Genomic DNA, 17043 nt, shown 5'->3' on the forward strand with positions numbered 1-17043 from the left:
TCCTCGACTGTATCGTTATGTTCGATACATACCGAATAGTATGATCAATCGGGCGCGACGAAGTCAAGCCGTCGACGGGTGGATGGCGGGAGGATTCGCCCTTGCCGCGTGGCGGGAGGGGCATCCGCCCGGCCGAAGGTGCAGCCGAGGAAGAGTCTACCGGAGGGCGCCACGGCCCCCGATCGGGTGGCCACCCGATCGCGGGCGGGTCGGTGGTGTCGGGCCGACGCGGCGGAGCGCCTCAAGCGCGCGGATAGAGCCGCATCACGATGTCCTGGTCGTAATTGCCGAAGCCGCGGCCGAAGATGTTGACGCCGCCGGGATGGCGGGCGTCGTCGGCTATGCCGATCCGCATCCGGATCGAATGATGGGCCGCGAGGTCGAGATCGGCGAGCGTGACGTTCGAGACCCGCCGTCCGTCGATCATGGTGCCGTCCGCCGAGATCGTCCACGTCTTCAGCGCACCATATTGAGAGCCCTCGAGCTTCCACCAGCGCGGCGTATAGGCCCCGCGCTGATCACCGAAATCGCCCGGCGAGGTCCAGGTTCCGACCGCCACGTTGTTGACCCAGAGCGTGATGTCGGACGGCCAGATATTGCTCGTTCCCGGCACCTCGGAAGATAACTCCATCGAGAATTCGAGCGCCTCGAGATCGGCATTGAGAATGCGGGCGTTGTTCGGGAACTTATACTCGACGAAGCCGCGGCCGAACCACAGCAGCGCGGTCTTCATGCGGTCCGGATCGAGAAAATTGTCCGGCACGTCGAGCAGCCCGATGATGCCCTCGGGCGAGCACAGGCCGCAAGGCGCCGTGGTCTCGCAGCTCGTGTAGAGGCCGAGCGGCATCTCGACCGTGATCACCCGGTCCGCCTCGCGGGCGGCAACGCCGTCGAAACGAACGAGGATCTCGTCGTAGCGGGCGCTGCAGACCTTCTGATGACCCTTCTTCGCCTTGACGGTCCGCGTCTCGATCAGTTCGGCGCCTTCGAGCACCTGGACATGGGTGACGACGGTCGATTGCGGCAGGTCGAGCGCCGCCGCGATCTCATTGACATTGAGCGGACCGCGGTCGTGCAGCAGCCGCAGCATGCGGACACGCACGGGCGAAGCGAGCGCATGCAGGACATGGGCATCCGTCTCGGGATTGACCGTCAGGAAGTTCCGCTTCACGTGCCGCCTCGCGCCATGGCCCGTTACCTATCAGCTTTCGCGGTTCAGTCCAGCACGAAGAGAGCCGGCTCAGCACCTCGAACCGCGGCGCAATACCCGGCGCCGCTTGACGGGCACCGTACACGGTCGGACAGTGCGCGAAGGACGGCAAGGGAGCCGAAGATGGGCGAGGATTTGTCCGACGTACGGGCGCTGATCGAACGTATTCCGCTGTTCGCCGAAGTGCTCGATCCAGGCCAGATCGCGACGCTCGCCGCGAAGGCCACGGTCTATGCCGTGCCGCCCCGCACCGTGCTGATGTCGGAAGGCGATTACGGCGACTCGATGTTCGCGGTGATCGACGGCGCGGTCGAGGTGACGGTCGAGGGCGCGCGCAGCGGCAGCCGCGAGGTGGCGATGCTCGGCCCCGGCGACATCGTCGGTGAGATGTCGCTGATGACCGGCGCCCGGCGCACCGCGACGGTGACGAGCGTCGTGCAGACCCGGGTGCTGCAGATCCGCAAGGCGGCGCTCGAAGCGGTGCTCGCCCATTCACCCGATCTCGTGATCGGCCTCGGCGCCATGCTGGCCCGCCGCCAGATCGAACTCGAGCGGATCAGCGAGGACGAACACGCGCAGCGCATTCTGGGCCTGCGCGCGAGCGAGATCGTCGCCGCGATCCGCCGCTTCTTCTTTCCCGACCAAGCCGAGCGCGAATAGGCGCGCTCAGCCCGGCCCGCCACCATAACAAGGATCCGGATCCGGATCCGGGTCTGGATCGGGGTCCTCGCCCGGATCGGGCACGAAATTGGTCAGTTCCTCGCGGGCCGTGATCTCGTCCGTCACGACGTCGCGCGTGTCCGGATCCGTCGGATCGCGCGGATCCTGCAGGAAGCTGCTGCCATAGAGCGGATAGGGCACCGCGCCGGTGACGCGGATCAGCGTACCGTCCCAGGTCTTCGGCCCCTCGATGCGGCCGCCCGAATGGAAGGCGAGGAATTCGCCGGGCCGGTCGAGCACGTGCTCATTGCCGTCCGGCCCCTCGATCACCACCCGCCCCTCGACGAGGATGACATAGGTGACGCCGTCGACGACGACCGCGTCATAGATCGTGCCGCGCACGCCGATCGTCGCGGCCGGCGTGCGCATCTTGTAGCTGCGCGGATCGGAGGAGCCCGAGACGAAACGGAAGATGCCCTTCGTCGCGCTGAAGGCGATGTCGTTCTGCGAACGGCCCGGATCATAGACGAACCGGTCGAGCACGATCTCGGAACGCGGACCGATATTGAGGCTCGTCTCGTCGAGGAAGAGAAGCTGCGCGGTGGCCTGTTCGCCCGTGCGCACCATCTGGTCGGTGACGAGCGCGCTGCCGACCGAGAGTGGGGCCGCGCGGCCGGAGACGACGCCCTCGACCGCATTGCGCACCGCGGCGGCGACGCCGATCTTGGTATCGGCGGCCGCGGCCGGAGCCGTCAGCATCGTGGCCGCCAAAGCGGCGCCCGCCAGCCAGCTCAGCCCCTCTTTCATCGCCGCCTCCGCTCGCCTCGAATCGGGCCGCCTTCCCGACGGAAACGCCGTATCGTCCCGCAAGCCGCCCGCTCGACCTTCTGAAATGGATAGGCCGACCTCGAAAAACCCGCAAGCGGCAATGGCAGAAACTACAGGGCCGTTGCCGAACTGCATCGCCTGCAGCAGAAACCGCCGGCCCGACGCCGCGGCATCATTGCGCAGACGGACGAGGGCCGTTAGCATTTCTACGGATCAGCCGGAGAGACGGGCTTGTCGGGGGAGCTTCATCGCGGAATTGCGGCGGTCGCGTTTGCGGCAGCCTGTGCCATCGGCGGGTCTCAGGCCTTCGCGCAAGGCGCCGAGCCCGAGGCGATGAAGGCCGTCTATCAACGGATTCTCGCCGATCCGACCGACACCGCCGCCAATCTCGACTATGCGCGGCTCGCCGAGGCGGCGGGCCAGGACCGCAAGGCGCTCGCCACTTATGAGCGGATCCTGCTCTATGAGCCGGAGAATACCGAGGCGCGGGCCGGCCTGACGCGGCTGCGCCGTCTCATCCAGCCGAATACCACGATCGTCACCGCCGAGACGGGCGTCGCCTTCGAGAGCAACCCGACCCTCGTCGAAGACGGCGAACGGGAAGACGTCCGCGGCTTCGTCAATCTGCGCCTGCAGGACGAGCGCCGGCTCGGCCCGAGCCGCTGGCGCACGGTCGTCTCGGCCGGCGGCGACCTCTATCTCGATACCGACGAGCTCAATTATGCCTATGGCTCGGTGACCGCGGGTCCGGTGGTGGATCTCGGCGCCAGCCGGATCGCCGCGCATCCCTTCGTCGGCGGCACGCTGACCGGCCTCGAGGAAGACTATTACTATTCCGAGGCCTTCATCGGCCTGCAGCTCGAGGGCTATCTCGAGGGCGCCAATCAGCTCGCCCGGATCCGCGCCGGCTATCGCAGCTATGGCGAGACCTGGAGTTCGACGGACGGCGTCTGGGCCGACGTCTCGGCGCGCCTGTCGAAGGCCGATCTGATCGGCACCGGCGACCTGCTCGCGCTGACGCCCTCCGCCCGCTGGAGCGATATCGACGGATCGACGGTGGGCGAATGCCCGCTCTCCTGCCTCGAGGCGGCGCCGGGCCGCTACTGGCAGGCCGGCGTCCGGCTCGACTATTATCGCGATCTGACCGACTGGCTGACGGTCGGCGCGGGCATCGGCGTCCGCCAGACCTGGTACGACGACCCTCTGCCGCCCTCGACGGAAGCGCGCGACGATTTCCTGATCTCGCCGACGGTCTCGGTCACGCTGCACGACCTCCTCGCGGCGCAGACCGATTTCAAGATCGACTACCGCTACGACCACAACGATTCGACCGACGCGAATCGGGACTACGAGAACCACACGGTCTCGGCGAAGGCCGTCACCCGGTTCTGAGCGGCGATCGGCACGCGGGCTTCAGACGGAGCCCGCGACGAGTACGGCGACCATCGCGATATAGGTGATCTGATGGGCGAACTGGTCGAGGCCGAGTGCCTGCCAGTAGCGCGCATCGGCGACCGTCCAGCCGGCACGCCGCACGACACCGTCCTTCAGCCAGTCGATGTGATAGTGGACGAGGAACTCGCCGACGATCACTGCGGCGGCGAGCGGCAGGCCGACCGGCAGCGCAACGAAGACGGCGAGCGATCCGAGCGCGTGCAGGCCGGAATGGACGATGCCGCCGGGATGGCCGTAACGGCCCTTGTTCGTCACCTGATAGCGGGTCTGCACCAGGAAATCGAAGATCAGGTGCTTCGTCTGCAGAAGCAGGAAGGCGAGGAGCACGGCGACAGCGGAATGGGCCAAGTTCGTCCCTGTTCTGTGGCGGCTTCAGGCCGGAGGTTCCGATACGAAAGGTGGGCGGAAAGCCCGCGCGAGAAAAGTGACCGCGATCACAGCGTCGCGGCATCGATTGTGCCGTCCCAGTCCTCCGGCTTCGACAGTTCGGCGAGCCGGGCGAGGCGGCGCGCCATCTTTTCGTAATAGGGCACGAGGCCCGTCGGGGCGAGGCGGGCGGCGCGATCGAGCCGCTCCGTCGCCGCCGGGAAATCGCCGGCGCGATAGGCTTCGAGGAACTCGGCCTGTGCGGCGGGAAGCGCGGACGGCGTGTCCTCCGGAAGCAGGGTGAAGATCCGCGTCGGCCGCGACCGGCCCCTCACCCGCACGCTGTCGATCTCGATCGTCGGCAGCCGGGCGGCGGCGGCGGTCTGCTCGCCGAGAATCGCGCCGACGCCATAGGCCTTGGTCAGCCCCTCGAAACGCGAGGCGACGTTCACCTCGTCGCCGATGGCGGAATAGTTGAAGCGGCGCGTCGAGCCGAGATTGCCGACGCAGCACGGCCCGGTGTTGACGCCGATGCCGATCGCGACGCGCTGCATCGTCCGGCCGGCCTGGTGCGCCTCGTCCTGCCAGCGGGCGTTCAGCCCCTCCATCGCCGCGAGCATGGCGGCGGCGGCGGTCGCGGCATGGGCCGGATGGTCGGCGTCGTCGAGCGGGGCGTTCCAGAACGCCATCAGGCCGTCGCCCATATATTTGTCGATCGTGCCGCGGTGTTCGAGCACGATCTCGGAGAGCGGCGTCATCAGCCCGTTGATGAAGCGGGTCAGCTCCTGCGCCGACATGCCCTCCGACAGCGTCGTGAAGCTGCGCACGTCGCAGAAGAGCAGGGTCAGCTCGCGCACCTCGCCGCCCAGTTCCAGCCGGTCGGGATGGAGGACGATCTCGTCGACCACCGCCGGCGCGACATAATGGGTGAAGGCGTGGCGCAGCTCGGCGCGGGCCCGCTCCGCCCGGCGATAGGTGTCGAGCGTCACGCCGGCGACGAGCAGCAGCAGGGCGAGCGCCGGATAGAGCGGATCGAAGAGCAGGCCGAGCCGGTCGAAGGCGGCGAAGCCGCCGGCGATCAGGCCGCCGATGGCGAGCCCGCCGACCGCCGCCGCGGGGCCGGCGGAGAGCCGCGGCAGGAGGGCCGCGAGCCCGAGCCCCAGCACGACGATGACGGCGAGTTCGAAGCCGGTCGCCCAGTCGGGCCGGGTGAGCGAACGGCCGGCGAGGATGTGCTCGAGCACCTGCGCGTGGATCTCGACGCCCGGTACCGCGGCGTCGATCGGCGTCGCGCGGAGATCGAGCAGGCCGGCGGCCGAGGTGCCGACGAGCACGATCGCCCCGGCGAGCCGGGCGGGCGGCGCGGTGCCGGCGAGCACGTCCTTCGCCGAGACGAAGCGCTGCGGATCGCTCGGCCGGTAGCGCAGCCAGATCGCGCCGTCGGCGTCGGTCGGGATGATGAAATCGCCGATCCGGATATGGTTGAGCCCGGTCGAGCGGCCGAACGCCTCCTCCCCGCTGGCATTCGAGGCCTTGAGCAGATAGGAGCGCGCCCCTTGCGCGACCCGCAGCGCCTCGGCGGCGAGCGAGGGCACGAAGGTGTCGCCGATGCGGAAGACGAGCGGCACGCGGCGGACGATCTGGTCGCGGTCGGGGATCCAGTTGAGGGCGCCGATCCCTTGCGCCGCCGCATCGATCGCCGGCACGTTGGCGACCACGCCGCCATAATCGGGAATGAAAGGCTTCGGATCGTCGCCGGCCACCGCGAAGCCGGCCGGCAGCGCCGGCGGAGGGCTCGGCGCGGTCGAGAGCGACAGCGACACCACGGCCGGGGTCGTGGCGAGCGTCGCCGCGAAGGCCTCGTCGTGCGTCGGGCCGGGGGCGAGCGCGGCGGCGATTCGGGATGCGTCAACCGGCGGCAGGCGCTTGACGATCTCTTCCGGCGAGGTCTGGTCGGGCTCGGAGAACAAGACGTCGAAGACGATCGCCGCGGCGCCCGCCTCGGCGAGCTTCCGCGTCAGATCGCCGACGATGGTGCGCGACCACGGCCACTGGCCGACCGCCTTCAGCGACTCCTCGTCGATATCGACGACGGTGATCGGGCTGTCGGGCAGCGGCTCGGCAGGGAGGACGCGCTGGTAGAGATCGAAGCCGAGCAGCCGCAGCGCCTGGACGGCGAAGCCGTCGCCGACGCGCACGGCGACCGCCCCGGCGAGGAACAGGGCGGCAACGAGAAGCTGGACGGTGGCGGGGCGAAGGCGCATCGGGCGGTCCTGGACGCCGCGAGCCTAGAATGAAAGCGGCGGGCGACGGAAGGGCGAAGCCTCCCGCCGCCCGCGCCGCCCCCTCACGCCGCCATCGCCTCCGGCGGCCGCATGGCGCCGGTCATGATGGCGACGGCATCCGACATCGAATAGTCCTTCGGGTTGATGACGGCGATCCGCCGGCCGAGCCGATGGATGTGGATGCGGTCGGCAACCTCGAAGACGTGCGGCATGTTGTGGCTGATCAGGACGATGGGCAGGCCGCGCCGCTTCACGTCGAGCATCAGTTCGAGCACCTTCCGGGACTCCTTGACGCCGAGCGCCGCGGTCGGCTCGTCCATGATGACGAGCTTCGAGCCGAAGGCGGCGGCCCGCGCGATCGCGACGCCCTGACGCTGGCCGCCGGACAGCGTCTCGACGAGCTGGCCGATGTTCTGGATCGTCATCAGGCCGAGTTCGGAGAGCCGCTGCCGGGCCTCGTCGCGCATCGTCTTGCGGTCGAGCAGGCCGAGATAGCGGCCGAGGATGTCCTTTCGCTTCCGCTCGCGGCCGAGGAACATGTTGTCGGCGATCGACAGCGCGGGCGAGAGCGCGAGATTCTGGAACACGGTCTCGATGCCGGCGTCGCGCGCGTCCATCGGCGAGCGGAACTGCACCGGTTGGCCGTCGAGCAGGATCTCGCCGGCATCGGGCTTCACCGCGCCGGCGAGCGCCTTGATGAGCGTCGACTTGCCGGCGCCGTTGTCGCCGATCACGGCGAGGATCTCGTTCCGCCGCAATTCGAAATCGGCATGGTCGAGAGCGACCACGCGGCCGTAACGCTTGACGAGGCTGCGCGCCTCGAGGACGGGGGTCTCGCTCATTGCGCCACCTTGCGGAGCCATTGGTCGATCGCGACCGCGACGATGATGAGGACGCCGACGGCGAATTCCTGCCACAGCACGTCGACGCCGGAAAGCGCGAGGCCGTTTCTGAACACGCCGACGATCAGCGCCCCGACGAGCGTGCCGACGATCGAGCCGCGACCGCCGAAGAGACTCGTCCCGCCGATCACCACCGCGGTGATCGAATCGAGATTGGCCGTCTGGCCCGACAGCGGGCTGACCGCACCGACGCGCCCGATCAGCACCCAGCCGGCGACCGCGCAGAGCGCGCCGGCGATCGCATAGACGGCGAGCAGGGTGCGGCCGGTGTCGATGCCGGCGAGGCGCGCCGCCTCCGGATCGTCGCCCGTCGCATAGACGTGGCGGCCGAAGGCGGTGCGGTTGAGCAGGTACCAGACGAGCGCGGCGAGCACGATCATCAGGATCGAGCCATAGGTGAGCCGCGCCGCGCCGAACTGCAGCGCCGTGCCGGTCCATTGCAGGAAGGGCGCGGTCGCCGCGATCTCCTGCTGGCGGATGGTGGCGCTCGCGGAATACCAGAGATTGAGTGCGCCGAAGATGCTCCAGGTGCCGAGCGTGACGATGAAAGGCGGCAGCTTCAGCCGGGTGACGAGCAGGCCGTTCAGCATGCCGCAGGCGAGACCGACGACGAGGCCGATCAGGAAGGCGATCTCGACCGGCAGGCCGACATAGACGGCGAGCCGGCCCATCACCACCGAGGAGAGGATCATGATCGCGCCGACCGAGAGGTCGATGCCGGCGGTCAGGATGATCAGCGTCTGGGCGATGCCGAGCACGCCGATGATCGTCACCTGCTGCAGGATCAGCGACATGTTGAAGGGATGGAAGAACCGCCCGCCGACCAGCGACGCGAACAGCGCGATGCCGAGCACCAGCACCAGGAACGGCACGACGGTCGGATGGGCGTGTAGGAAATGCCGGAACCGCTGCAGCAGCGAAGGCTGCTCCTCGTCGAACGCGGCGACGGCGGCGTCGCTCTCCGCGAGCCTGCGCTCGAATTCCGCTGGCCCGCGCGGCTGGGCCTCATTGGTCGTCGTCATGATCGGCTCACCCCTCCCGGAAGAACCGGAGGGCGCGAAGCCCTCCGGCCGTTTCATTCGCTCGCGCCGGCGATCAGCCCCAGCAGAGCTTCAGGCCTTCTTCCGAGGTGATCGAGGGCACGCCTTCCACCGGCTTGTCGGTGATCAGCGTGGCGCCCGTGTCGGTGAACTCGAGGCCCGGGGTCTTCTCGGGCTTCTTGCCCGACTTGGCGAATTCGGCGATCGACTCCATCGCCATCGCCGCCATCTTGAGCGGGTACTGCTGCGAGGTGGCGCCGATCACGCCCGCCTTGACGTTCTCGACACCCGGGCAGCCGCCGTCGATCGAGACGACGAGCACGGAGCCATCCGCCTTGCCGGCCGCCTTCAGCGCCTCATAGGCACCGGCCGCCGCCGGCTCGTTGATCGTGTAGACGACGTTCACGCCCGGATCCTTCTGGAGGAGGTTCTCCATCGCGGTCCGGCCGCCCTCTTCCGCGCCGCCGGTCACGTCGTGGCCGACGATGCGGGCGTCCTCTTCATCGCCGATCCGCTTCGGATCCTTGATGTCGATGCCGAAGCCCTTCATGAAGCCCTGGTCGCGCAGATAGTCGACGGTCGGCTGGTTGGCGGCGAGATCGAGGAAGGCGATCTTCGCGTCCGCCGCCTTCGCGCCGAGCGTTCCCTTCGCCCACGAGCCGATCAGCTCGCCGGCCTTGAAGTTGTCGGTGGCGAAGGTCGCGTCGGCGGCGTCGATCGGATCGAGCGGCGTGTCGAGCACGATCACCAGGAGGCCGGCGTCGCGCGCCTGCTGGATGGTCGGCACGATCGCCGAGGAATCGCTCGGCACGATCGCGAAGCCCTTGGCGCCGGACGAGATCAGGTTCTCGATCGCCGCCACCTGGCTCTCATTGTCGCCGTCATACTTGCCGGCGAACGTGCGCAGATCGAGGCCGAGCTCCTTGGCCTTCGCCTGGGCGCCCTCGCGCATCTTGACGAAGAACGGATTGCCCTCGGTCTTGGTGATCAGGCCGACCACGTCCTGGGCCGCGGCCGGCAGCGCGAACAGCGCGGTCATCGCGCCGGCGAGCAGGATCTTCTTCAGCATTTCCAAATCCTCCCTGGTCTCCTACCCTCCCTGCCACGGAGCGACCAGCGCTCTCCGCGACAATCCCGGCCCGAGCCGGAAATCCGTTTCGGTCAGCGGCCGACGAGCGTCGGCGCCTCCCGGCCCTCCCCGGCGCGCGTCAGGATCGCGGCGCGCGGCGAGAAGCTGAAGAACATCGGCAGGCTCGCCGCGCCGATCGCGCCGGCATCGCGGCCGAACGTGCCGTGATAGAGCCGCGGCGGCACCCGCGCCTCGGGCGCGATCCGGCGCAGCATCTCGGCGAGCCGGCCGATCAGCGCGTCGACGAGGCCGCCATCGACATCGGAATCGATCACCACCGCCGGCACGTCGAGCAGCGCCACCGCCGACCACACCGCCGGGCCGAGCGCCTCGACGGCATCGTCGAGCCACTCGGTCACCGCCCGGTGCCCGGCGCTAACCGCGTGCTCGATGTCGGCGTGGGTCGCAGCCGGCTGGCCATAGGTCCCGAGATGGCGGACGAGCGCATTGAGCGAGGCGCGGGTGATCAGGAGTTCGCGGCCATCGACCGCCTGCGGCGCCGAGGCGAGCCGGCTCGGCCCGACGAGCAGCACCGCGACGTCGCCGGCATTGCCGCGCGCGCCGCGCAGGCAATCGCCCCCCACCACGATGCCGCCGCCGATCGCCGGCCCGACGAAGAGATAGAGAAAATCGTCGAGCCGCCGCCCGACGCCATAGAACAGTTCGGCGATCGCCGCGGCATTGCCGTCGTTCTCGCCGAACACGGCGAGGCCGAGTTCGTCCGACAAACGGCCGGCGAAATCGAAATCCTCCCACTTCCCGAACACCGAGCGGGCGAGGCCGAGCCGGCCGAGCCAGGCGCCGAGATTATAGGGCTGGGCAAGGCCAATGCCCGCGAAGCGCTCGCGCTCCTCGCGGCCGAGCATGGCATAGAGATCGCCGACGTCGCGCCGCACCAGATCGAGCGCCCGCTCCGGCTCCGGCAGTTCGATGTCATAGGCACGACGGGCGATCGGCCGGCCGTCGAAATCGATCAGCACGGTTTCCATCGAGGAACGGTCGAGCCTTACGCCGACGCCATAGGCGCCCTTGGGGTTGAGCCGCAGCATGGTCGCCGGCTGGCCGCGGCCGCCGTCGTGCCGCTTGCCCAGGCTCTCGATCAGCCCGACTTCCTCGAGCTTCTGGATGATGCCGCCGATCGCCGTGTTGGTGAGGTCGGCGGCGCGCGCGAGATCGGCCTTCGAGGCCTCGCCGGCGCGCCGCAGATGCTGCAGCACGAGGCGCTCGTTATAGCGACGGAGCTGCGCGGAATTGCTGCCGCGCCCGATCGCCGGACGGTCCACCCTCGCCTCCCTCGGCGGCCGTTCGAGCGGCACGCCATTAATTTATCTTGATGCAATTAATCGCCGTAATCCGACCTCCGTCAAGAAAATTCGGTTGCGCAGTGCAGCAACCCGCACTCAGGCGGGAGGGAACTGGTCCTTCAGCGCGCGATAAAGGGCGCGGTAGCGCTCGATCTTCGGCGCATAGGCGGCGCTTGCCGCGGGATCCGGCTCGAGCACCTCGGTGATCGCCGGCGCCCGGCAGAGCGCCTCGACGCTCGTCCCGCCGAGCGCCAGCCGGGCCAGCCGCGACGCGCCGAAGGCCGGCCCCTTCTCGGCGCCCGCATAGCGCACGATCGGAATGCCGAGCACGTCGGCGAAGATCCGCATCCAGAACCGGCTGCGCGCGCCCCCGCCGATGGCGCCCGCCCGTTCGGGCCGCGTTCCGGCGGCGGCGAGTGCGTCGCGCGCATCGGCGAAGGAGAAGGCGACGCCCTCGAGCACGGCGCGGGCGAGGTCGAGCCTGGTCGTATCGGGCGTCATGCCGAAGAACACGCCACGCGCATAGGGGTCGTTGTGCGGCGTCCGCTCGCCGGCGAGATAGGGCAGGAAGAGGAGATCGGGCGTCGCCGGCTTCTCCGCCTCGACGCGGGCGAGGAGTGCGCCGATGTCGCTCTCGCCGACCACCGGGGCGAGCCAGGCGAGGCAGCTCGCGGCGTTGAGCATCGCCGCCATCTGGAACCAGCGGCCGGGCAGCGCATGCGCGAAGGCGTGCACGAAGGCCGCGGGATGCGGCCGGTAGCTCTCATTGACGACGAAATACTGGCCCGACGTGCCGAGCGAGACGAAGGCGTCGCCCTCCGAGATCGCACCGACGCCGATGCCGCCGGCCGCCGCATCGCCGCCACCGCCGGCGACCACCACGCCGGGCGCGAGACCCCAGGCCGCGGCGACGTCGGCGCGGAGCGTGCCGGACGGCTCCGACCCCTCGACGAGCCGGCCCATCTTCGTCCGGTCGAGCCCGGTCGCGGCGAGCACGGCGTCCGACCAGTCGCGCGCCGCCTCGTCGAGCCACAGCGTGCCGGCCGCGTCCGACATCTCGGTCACCGCCTCGCCGGTCATCTGCAGGCGGACATAGTCCTTCGGCAGCAGCACGCGGTCGATCGCGGCGAAGACCGCCGGCTCGTGCGCCGCGACCCAGAGGAGCTTCGGCGCGGTGAAGCCGGGCATGGCGGGCACGCCGGCGATCGCGCCGAGCCCGGGCACGCGCCGCTCGAGTTCGGCGCATTCGGCATGGCTGCGGCCGTCGTTCCACAGGATGGCGGGCCGCAGCACCGCGCCCGACCGGTCGAGCAGTACAGCGCCGTGCATCTGGCCGGAGAGGCCGATCGCGCGGACCGCGGCGAAGGCCTCCGGCGCGGCGGCGCGCAGCCGCGTCACCGCCGTCTCCGTGCCCCGCCACCACTCGGCCGGATCCTGCTCCGACCACAGCGGCCGCGGCCGGGAAATGGCGAGCGGCACGTCCGCCTCGGCGAGCACCGCCTCGTCGGGTCCGACGAGCAGTGCCTTGATCGCCGAGGTGCCGATATCGATGCCGAGCGTCGTTCCGCCCATCGCCTGTTCCTCCCGCCCTGCGCCGTCCGGTGCGTCGAACGGTTCTAGCGGAGGATCAGGGCGATGGTGAAGCCGTCATAACCCTTGGCGCCGACCGTCTGCAGCGCGGTCGCATCGACCCGCGGCTCGGCGGCGATCAGCGCGTGCAGCCGCCGCACGCCCTCGACATTCTCGTCCTCGACGCGCGGATCGGCGACCGCGCCGCCGCGCACGACATTGTCGACGAGGATCACGCCGCCCGGCCGGCCGAGCTTCAGCGCCCAGGCGAAATAGTCGGGGTTCGACTTCTTGTCGGCGTCGATGAAGGCGAAATCGAACGGGCCGCCGCCCTCCTGGGCGAGGTGCGGCAGCGTCTCCAACGCCGGACCGACACGGATGTCGACCCTGTCGGCGAGACCGGCACGGGCGATGTTCGCCTTCGCCACCGCGGCGTGATGCGGGTTGTATTCGAGCGTCACCACCTTGCCGCCCTCCGGCAGAGCGCGGGCGAGCCAGATCGTCGAATAGCCGCCGAGCGTGCCGATCTCCAGAATCCGGCGGGCGCCCACCATCCGGGCGAGAAGGCCGATCAGCTTGCCCTGATTGGGTGCAACCGCGATCGCCGGCAGTCCGGCGCGATCGCTCTCCGCGAGGGCGGAGTCGAGCGCCGCATCGCTCGCCACGATGGTCTCGCCGAACCAACGGTCGACGGCGTCCCAGGTCTTTTCCATCATCTCGTTTCGCTCAGCCGAGCGCCTCCATGCCGCGATCGGCAGCGTCCGCAAGCCTCGCGCAAGCCAGCGGCGATTTGAGGGCAAGAGGTTCCTCACCACCGTCGCAAAAGGGCAATCATTGGCTGGCAGAAGGGCGGTGTGCTCGGCGATAACCGGGCGGCATCGTTCGCGATGCCGCGGTGATTTGACGAGCAGCTTGCGCCGCGAAACCAAACGCTAAAGCGTCACGGCCGATGGCACGTGGCGAATGGAGCAACCCTGGAGCGCGCCATGAAGCCTATGAAATGTCGAAGGAACCTCTCCTGAACGACCGCATTGGACCGCGCCGGAAACACACCGGCACGGATCTCGATCCCAACAGAAGACCAAGCGAGAATGCGTCGGCCCGAACCTTGCATGAGGTTACCCGGCGAAAGGAGACTCCCGTGTTCGACAACACTCTCATCGAAGTCGACGATCACGCTGCCGGCATCCTCGTGCGCGCCGGCCAGGCCTTTGCCTTCCATGCGCTCGAGCTCCCCTTCCAGTCCCTCGAAGGCGTCACCTTCCCCGACGCCGCGACCGCCGAGCGCGCCGCACGCCGCCTGACCCGCCGCGCCGCCGCCGAGCGTCTCGCCGGCTGACCCCAGTCCGATCCGGATGCGCCCCGCCCCTGGCGCGCATCCGGACGCCCCAACGGCCTCCCCCGCCGTTCAGAACGCGCCGTCCGCGACGTAAGGCGCGCCGTCCCTCCCTTCACGCCGTCTCCGCCGCCCGCTATTCCTCGCTGGGGGACCGGAGACACCATGCCCATCGACGCTGCGCTCCGCGAACGGGCGCAAGATATGATCGCCACAGAAGAGGCGCGTTTCGCCGCGCTCCATCCGCGCTCGTCCGTGATCGCCGCGACGGCGGCGAATCATTTTCCCGGCGGCGTGCCGCTGCACTGGATGCGCGACTGGGGCACGCCGTTCCCCCTCGTCGTCGCGCGCGCCGAAGGCTCGACCGTCACCTGCGCCGACGGCATCGCCCATACCGATTTCTGCCTCGGCGACAGTGGCGCGCTGTTCGGCCACTCTCCGGCGCCGGTCGTGGCGGCGATCACCGCCCAGGCGGCGCACGGGCTGACGGCCATGCTGCCCTCCACCGACGTCGCCGAGGTCGCCGGCCTCCTCGCCGACCGCTTCGGCCTTCCCTACTGGCAGGTCACCGCGACCGCGAGCGACGCCAATCGGGCCGTCATCCGCTGGGCGCGGGCGATCACCGGCCGCGCCAAGGTGCTCGTCTTCGACGGCTGCTATCACGGCCAGGTCGACGATGCGTTCGTCGAGATCCGCGACGAGGAGACCGTGATGCGCGCCGGCCTGCTCGGCCAGGTGCACGATCTCGCCTCGACCTCCTCCGCCGTGCCCTTCAACGATCTCGAGGCGGTCGAATGGGCGCTCAGCACCGATTCGATCGCCCTCGTGCTGACCGAGCCGGCGCTCACCAATACCGGCATGGTTCTGCCCGACCCCGGTTTTCTCGAAGGTCTGGTTCGGCTCGCCCGCCGGCACGGCGCGCTCGTCGCCTTCGACGAGACGCACACGATCTCGACCGGACCCGCCGGCTATTGCGGCCTCGAAGGGCTGGAGCCGGATTTCTTCGTGCTCGGGAAGCCGGTCGCCGGTGGCGTTCCGGCGGCCGTGTTCGGCTTCAGCGCGGCCGTCGAGGCCGAGATGCGCCGGACACTCGCCGGGAAGCCCGAGGGCTATAGCGGCATCGGCACCACGCTGTCGGGCAATATGCTGGCGCTCGCGGCGATGCGCGCCTGCCTCGCCGAGGTGATGACCGAGGACGCCTACCGGACGATGATCCGCCTCGCCGGCCGGCTCGCCGACGGCATCGAGGCGGTCCTCGAGGCGCTGGGTCTGCCCTGGTCGGTGGCCCGGCTCGGTGCCCGCGTCGAGCTCGTCTTCGCGCCCGCCGCCGTGCGGAACGGCGCCGAGGCGCGCGCCGCGCTCGACCACACGGTCGAACGCGCCCTCCATCTCCATCTCCTCAACCGCGGCGTTCTCGTGACGCCCTTCCACAACATGATGCTGGTCGCGCCGACCACCACGGCGGCGGAGGTCGACCGGCTGGTCGGCCTTCTCGCCGAGGCGCTCGAAAGCCTGACCGGCCGGACGGCCCCGCCATGATCCGACCCGACCTCCGACCCGACCCCGCCGAGGCCGAGGCCTTCCTCGCCGCCCATCCGCAGATCGAGCAGATCGAGGTCTTCCTCACCGATCCGTCAGGCGTGCAGCGCGGCAAGGTGCTGCGCCGCGAGGAACTCGCCGGCGCCTATCGCGACGGCCGGCCGCTTCCGTGCTCGATCCTGTCGCTCGACATCACAGGCGCCGATGTCGAGGAGACCGGCCTCGTCTGGGAGGAGGGCGATTCCGACCGGCCCTGCCTGCCGGTTCCGGGCACGCTCACCCACGCGCCCTGGCGCGCGACGCCGACCGCCCAGGCGATCCTCACCTCGTTCGAGAAGGACGGCACGCGGACGGCGGCCGATCCGCGCCAGGCGCTCGTCCGCGTCGTCGAGGCGCTCGCCGCCGACGGGCTCTACCCGGTCGCGGCGATCGAACTCGAATTCTATCTCGTCGACCGCGCCGCCGCGCTCGCCGGCCGGCCCATCCCGCCCGCCGGCGCCGCCGGCTTCCGCCAGCACCAGCACCAGGCCTATCTCGTCCAGGATCTCGAGGATTTCGCGCCCTTTCTCGACGACGTCTATGCCGGCGCCAAGGCGATGGGCCTGCCGGCGAAGACGCTGATCTCGGAATATGCGCCCGGGCAGCTCGAGATCGTGCTCGGCCACCGCGAGGATGCGCTGCGCGCCGCCGACGACGCCGTCCTCTACAAGCGCCTCGTCAAGGGCATGGCGGAGCGGCACGGCTATGTCGCGACCTTCATGGCGAAGCCCTATGCGGAACATTCCGGCAGCGGCATGCACGTTCATGCGAGCCTCGCCGACGCCGCCGGGCGCAACCTCTTCGCCGGCGACGGGCCGGCGACCGAGAACGCGCTGATGCGCCACGCCGCGGGCGGCATGATGGCGCTGATGCGGGAGAGCATGGCCTTCTTCGCCCCGAACGCCAATTCCTACCGCCGCTTCCGCAAGAACACCTATGCGCCGGTCGGCCCGGCCTGGGGCGTCGACAACCGCTCCGTGCCGATCCGCGTCACCGCCGGCCCGCCGGCCGCCCGCCATCTCGAGCATCGCGTCGCGGGGGCGGACGCCAATCCTTACGTGGCGCTCGCGACCGTGCTCGCCGCGATGCACGAGGGCATCGCCCGCCGCATCGAGCCCGGCCCGCCGATCGCCGGCAACGGCTATCAGCAGATCGAGCCGACCCTGCCGACCAACTGGTATGCCGCGATCGACCTCGCCCGCCGCTCCGAAATCCTGCCGGCGCGGCTCGGTGCCGGCTTCGTCGACGTGTTCCTCGCGATCAAGGCCGCCGAATGCGACCGCTTCTTCGCCGCTGTGCCGGACCTCGACTATCGCCTCTACCTTCGGCTCGCCTGATCCACTAGGCTCGCTCGTCCAAACCCTTTCCGCGCAAGGTTCGC

General features: G+C 69.6%; 15 protein-coding genes. 5 read left to right on the plus strand and 10 right to left on the minus strand.

Annotated features, from left to right (window positions below):
* Positions 1–241: 241 nt before the first annotated feature.
* On the minus strand, positions 242–1171 hold the full coding sequence (locus tag GGQ63_RS04045; RefSeq protein ID WP_183852837.1) for a helix-turn-helix domain-containing protein: 930 nt from the start codon (positions 1169–1171) through the stop codon (positions 242–244).
* 162 nt (positions 1172–1333) lie between these two features.
* Here GGQ63_RS04045 and GGQ63_RS04050 point away from each other — a divergent pair, with 162 nt between their 5' ends.
* Positions 1334–1870, plus strand: a complete 537-nt coding sequence (locus tag GGQ63_RS04050; RefSeq protein ID WP_183852839.1) for a Crp/Fnr family transcriptional regulator — start codon at positions 1334–1336, stop codon at positions 1868–1870.
* Between the two features lie 6 nt (positions 1871–1876).
* On the opposite strand, the gene GGQ63_RS04055 is transcribed toward GGQ63_RS04050, so the two are convergent.
* Positions 1877–2677, minus strand: coding sequence for a FecR family protein (locus tag GGQ63_RS04055; protein ID WP_183852841.1), 801 nt, complete (start codon positions 2675–2677; stop codon positions 1877–1879).
* Positions 2678–3031: 354 nt separating this feature from the next.
* On the opposite strand from GGQ63_RS04055, the gene GGQ63_RS04060 reads away from it, so the two are divergent.
* Positions 3032–4090 (plus strand): tetratricopeptide repeat protein, encoded by a 1059-nt coding sequence (locus tag GGQ63_RS04060; RefSeq protein ID WP_183852843.1) that lies wholly within the window; start codon positions 3032–3034, stop codon positions 4088–4090.
* 21 nt (positions 4091–4111) lie between these two features.
* Here GGQ63_RS04060 and GGQ63_RS04065 read toward each other — a convergent pair whose 3' ends face one another.
* From GGQ63_RS04065 to GGQ63_RS04100, 8 genes are all read right to left on the minus strand, one after another.
* On the minus strand, positions 4112–4501 hold the full coding sequence (locus tag GGQ63_RS04065) for a DUF3307 domain-containing protein (RefSeq protein ID WP_246429613.1): 390 nt from the start codon (positions 4499–4501) through the stop codon (positions 4112–4114).
* 86 nt (positions 4502–4587) lie between these two features.
* Positions 4588–6783 (minus strand): CHASE2 domain-containing protein, encoded by a 2196-nt coding sequence (locus GGQ63_RS04070; RefSeq protein WP_183852845.1) that lies wholly within the window; start codon positions 6781–6783, stop codon positions 4588–4590.
* A gap of 83 nt (positions 6784–6866) precedes the next feature.
* Complete coding sequence (locus tag GGQ63_RS04075; RefSeq protein ID WP_183852847.1) at positions 6867–7646, minus strand: ATP-binding cassette domain-containing protein; 780 nt, start codon at positions 7644–7646, stop codon at positions 6867–6869.
* Positions 7643–8728 carry an ABC transporter permease gene (locus tag GGQ63_RS04080; protein WP_183852849.1) on the minus strand — a complete coding sequence of 362 codons (1086 nt, stop codon included), beginning with the start codon at positions 8726–8728 and terminating at the stop codon, positions 7643–7645. The genes GGQ63_RS04075 and GGQ63_RS04080 overlap by 4 nt, the downstream gene beginning before the upstream one ends.
* 73 nt (positions 8729–8801) lie before the next feature.
* Complete coding sequence (locus GGQ63_RS04085) at positions 8802–9815, minus strand: sugar ABC transporter substrate-binding protein (protein WP_183852851.1); 1014 nt, start codon at positions 9813–9815, stop codon at positions 8802–8804.
* A 92-nt stretch (positions 9816–9907) separates the two neighbouring features.
* A complete protein-coding gene (locus tag GGQ63_RS04090; protein ID WP_183852853.1) occupies positions 9908–11158 on the minus strand; it encodes an ROK family protein in 1251 nt (416 codons plus the stop codon).
* A 117-nt stretch (positions 11159–11275) separates the two neighbouring features.
* Positions 11276–12751, minus strand: coding sequence for a xylulokinase (gene xylB / locus GGQ63_RS04095; protein WP_183852855.1), 1476 nt, complete (start codon positions 12749–12751; stop codon positions 11276–11278).
* A 44-nt stretch (positions 12752–12795) separates the two neighbouring features.
* Positions 12796–13464 carry an O-methyltransferase gene (locus tag GGQ63_RS04100; RefSeq protein ID WP_183852857.1) on the minus strand — a complete coding sequence of 223 codons (669 nt, stop codon included), beginning with the start codon at positions 13462–13464 and terminating at the stop codon, positions 12796–12798.
* Between the two features lie 425 nt (positions 13465–13889).
* Between GGQ63_RS04100 and GGQ63_RS04105 the strand changes: the two genes are divergently transcribed.
* From GGQ63_RS04105 to GGQ63_RS04115, 3 genes are all read left to right on the plus strand, one after another.
* Positions 13890–14087 carry a hypothetical protein gene (locus tag GGQ63_RS04105; protein WP_183852859.1) on the plus strand — a complete coding sequence of 66 codons (198 nt, stop codon included), beginning with the start codon at positions 13890–13892 and terminating at the stop codon, positions 14085–14087.
* 162 nt (positions 14088–14249) lie between these two features.
* A complete protein-coding gene (locus tag GGQ63_RS04110) occupies positions 14250–15623 on the plus strand; it encodes an aspartate aminotransferase family protein (RefSeq protein WP_183852861.1) in 1374 nt (457 codons plus the stop codon).
* On the plus strand, positions 15620–16999 hold the full coding sequence (locus tag GGQ63_RS04115) for a glutamine synthetase family protein (RefSeq protein WP_183852863.1): 1380 nt from the start codon (positions 15620–15622) through the stop codon (positions 16997–16999). Before GGQ63_RS04110 ends, GGQ63_RS04115 begins: the two co-directional genes overlap by 4 nt.
* Positions 17000–17043 lie beyond the last annotated feature (44 nt).

Origin of the sequence: Prosthecomicrobium pneumaticum (genome assembly GCF_014199915.1) — a bacterium.
GTDB lineage: Bacteria > Pseudomonadota > Alphaproteobacteria > Rhizobiales > Kaistiaceae > Prosthecomicrobium > Prosthecomicrobium pneumaticum.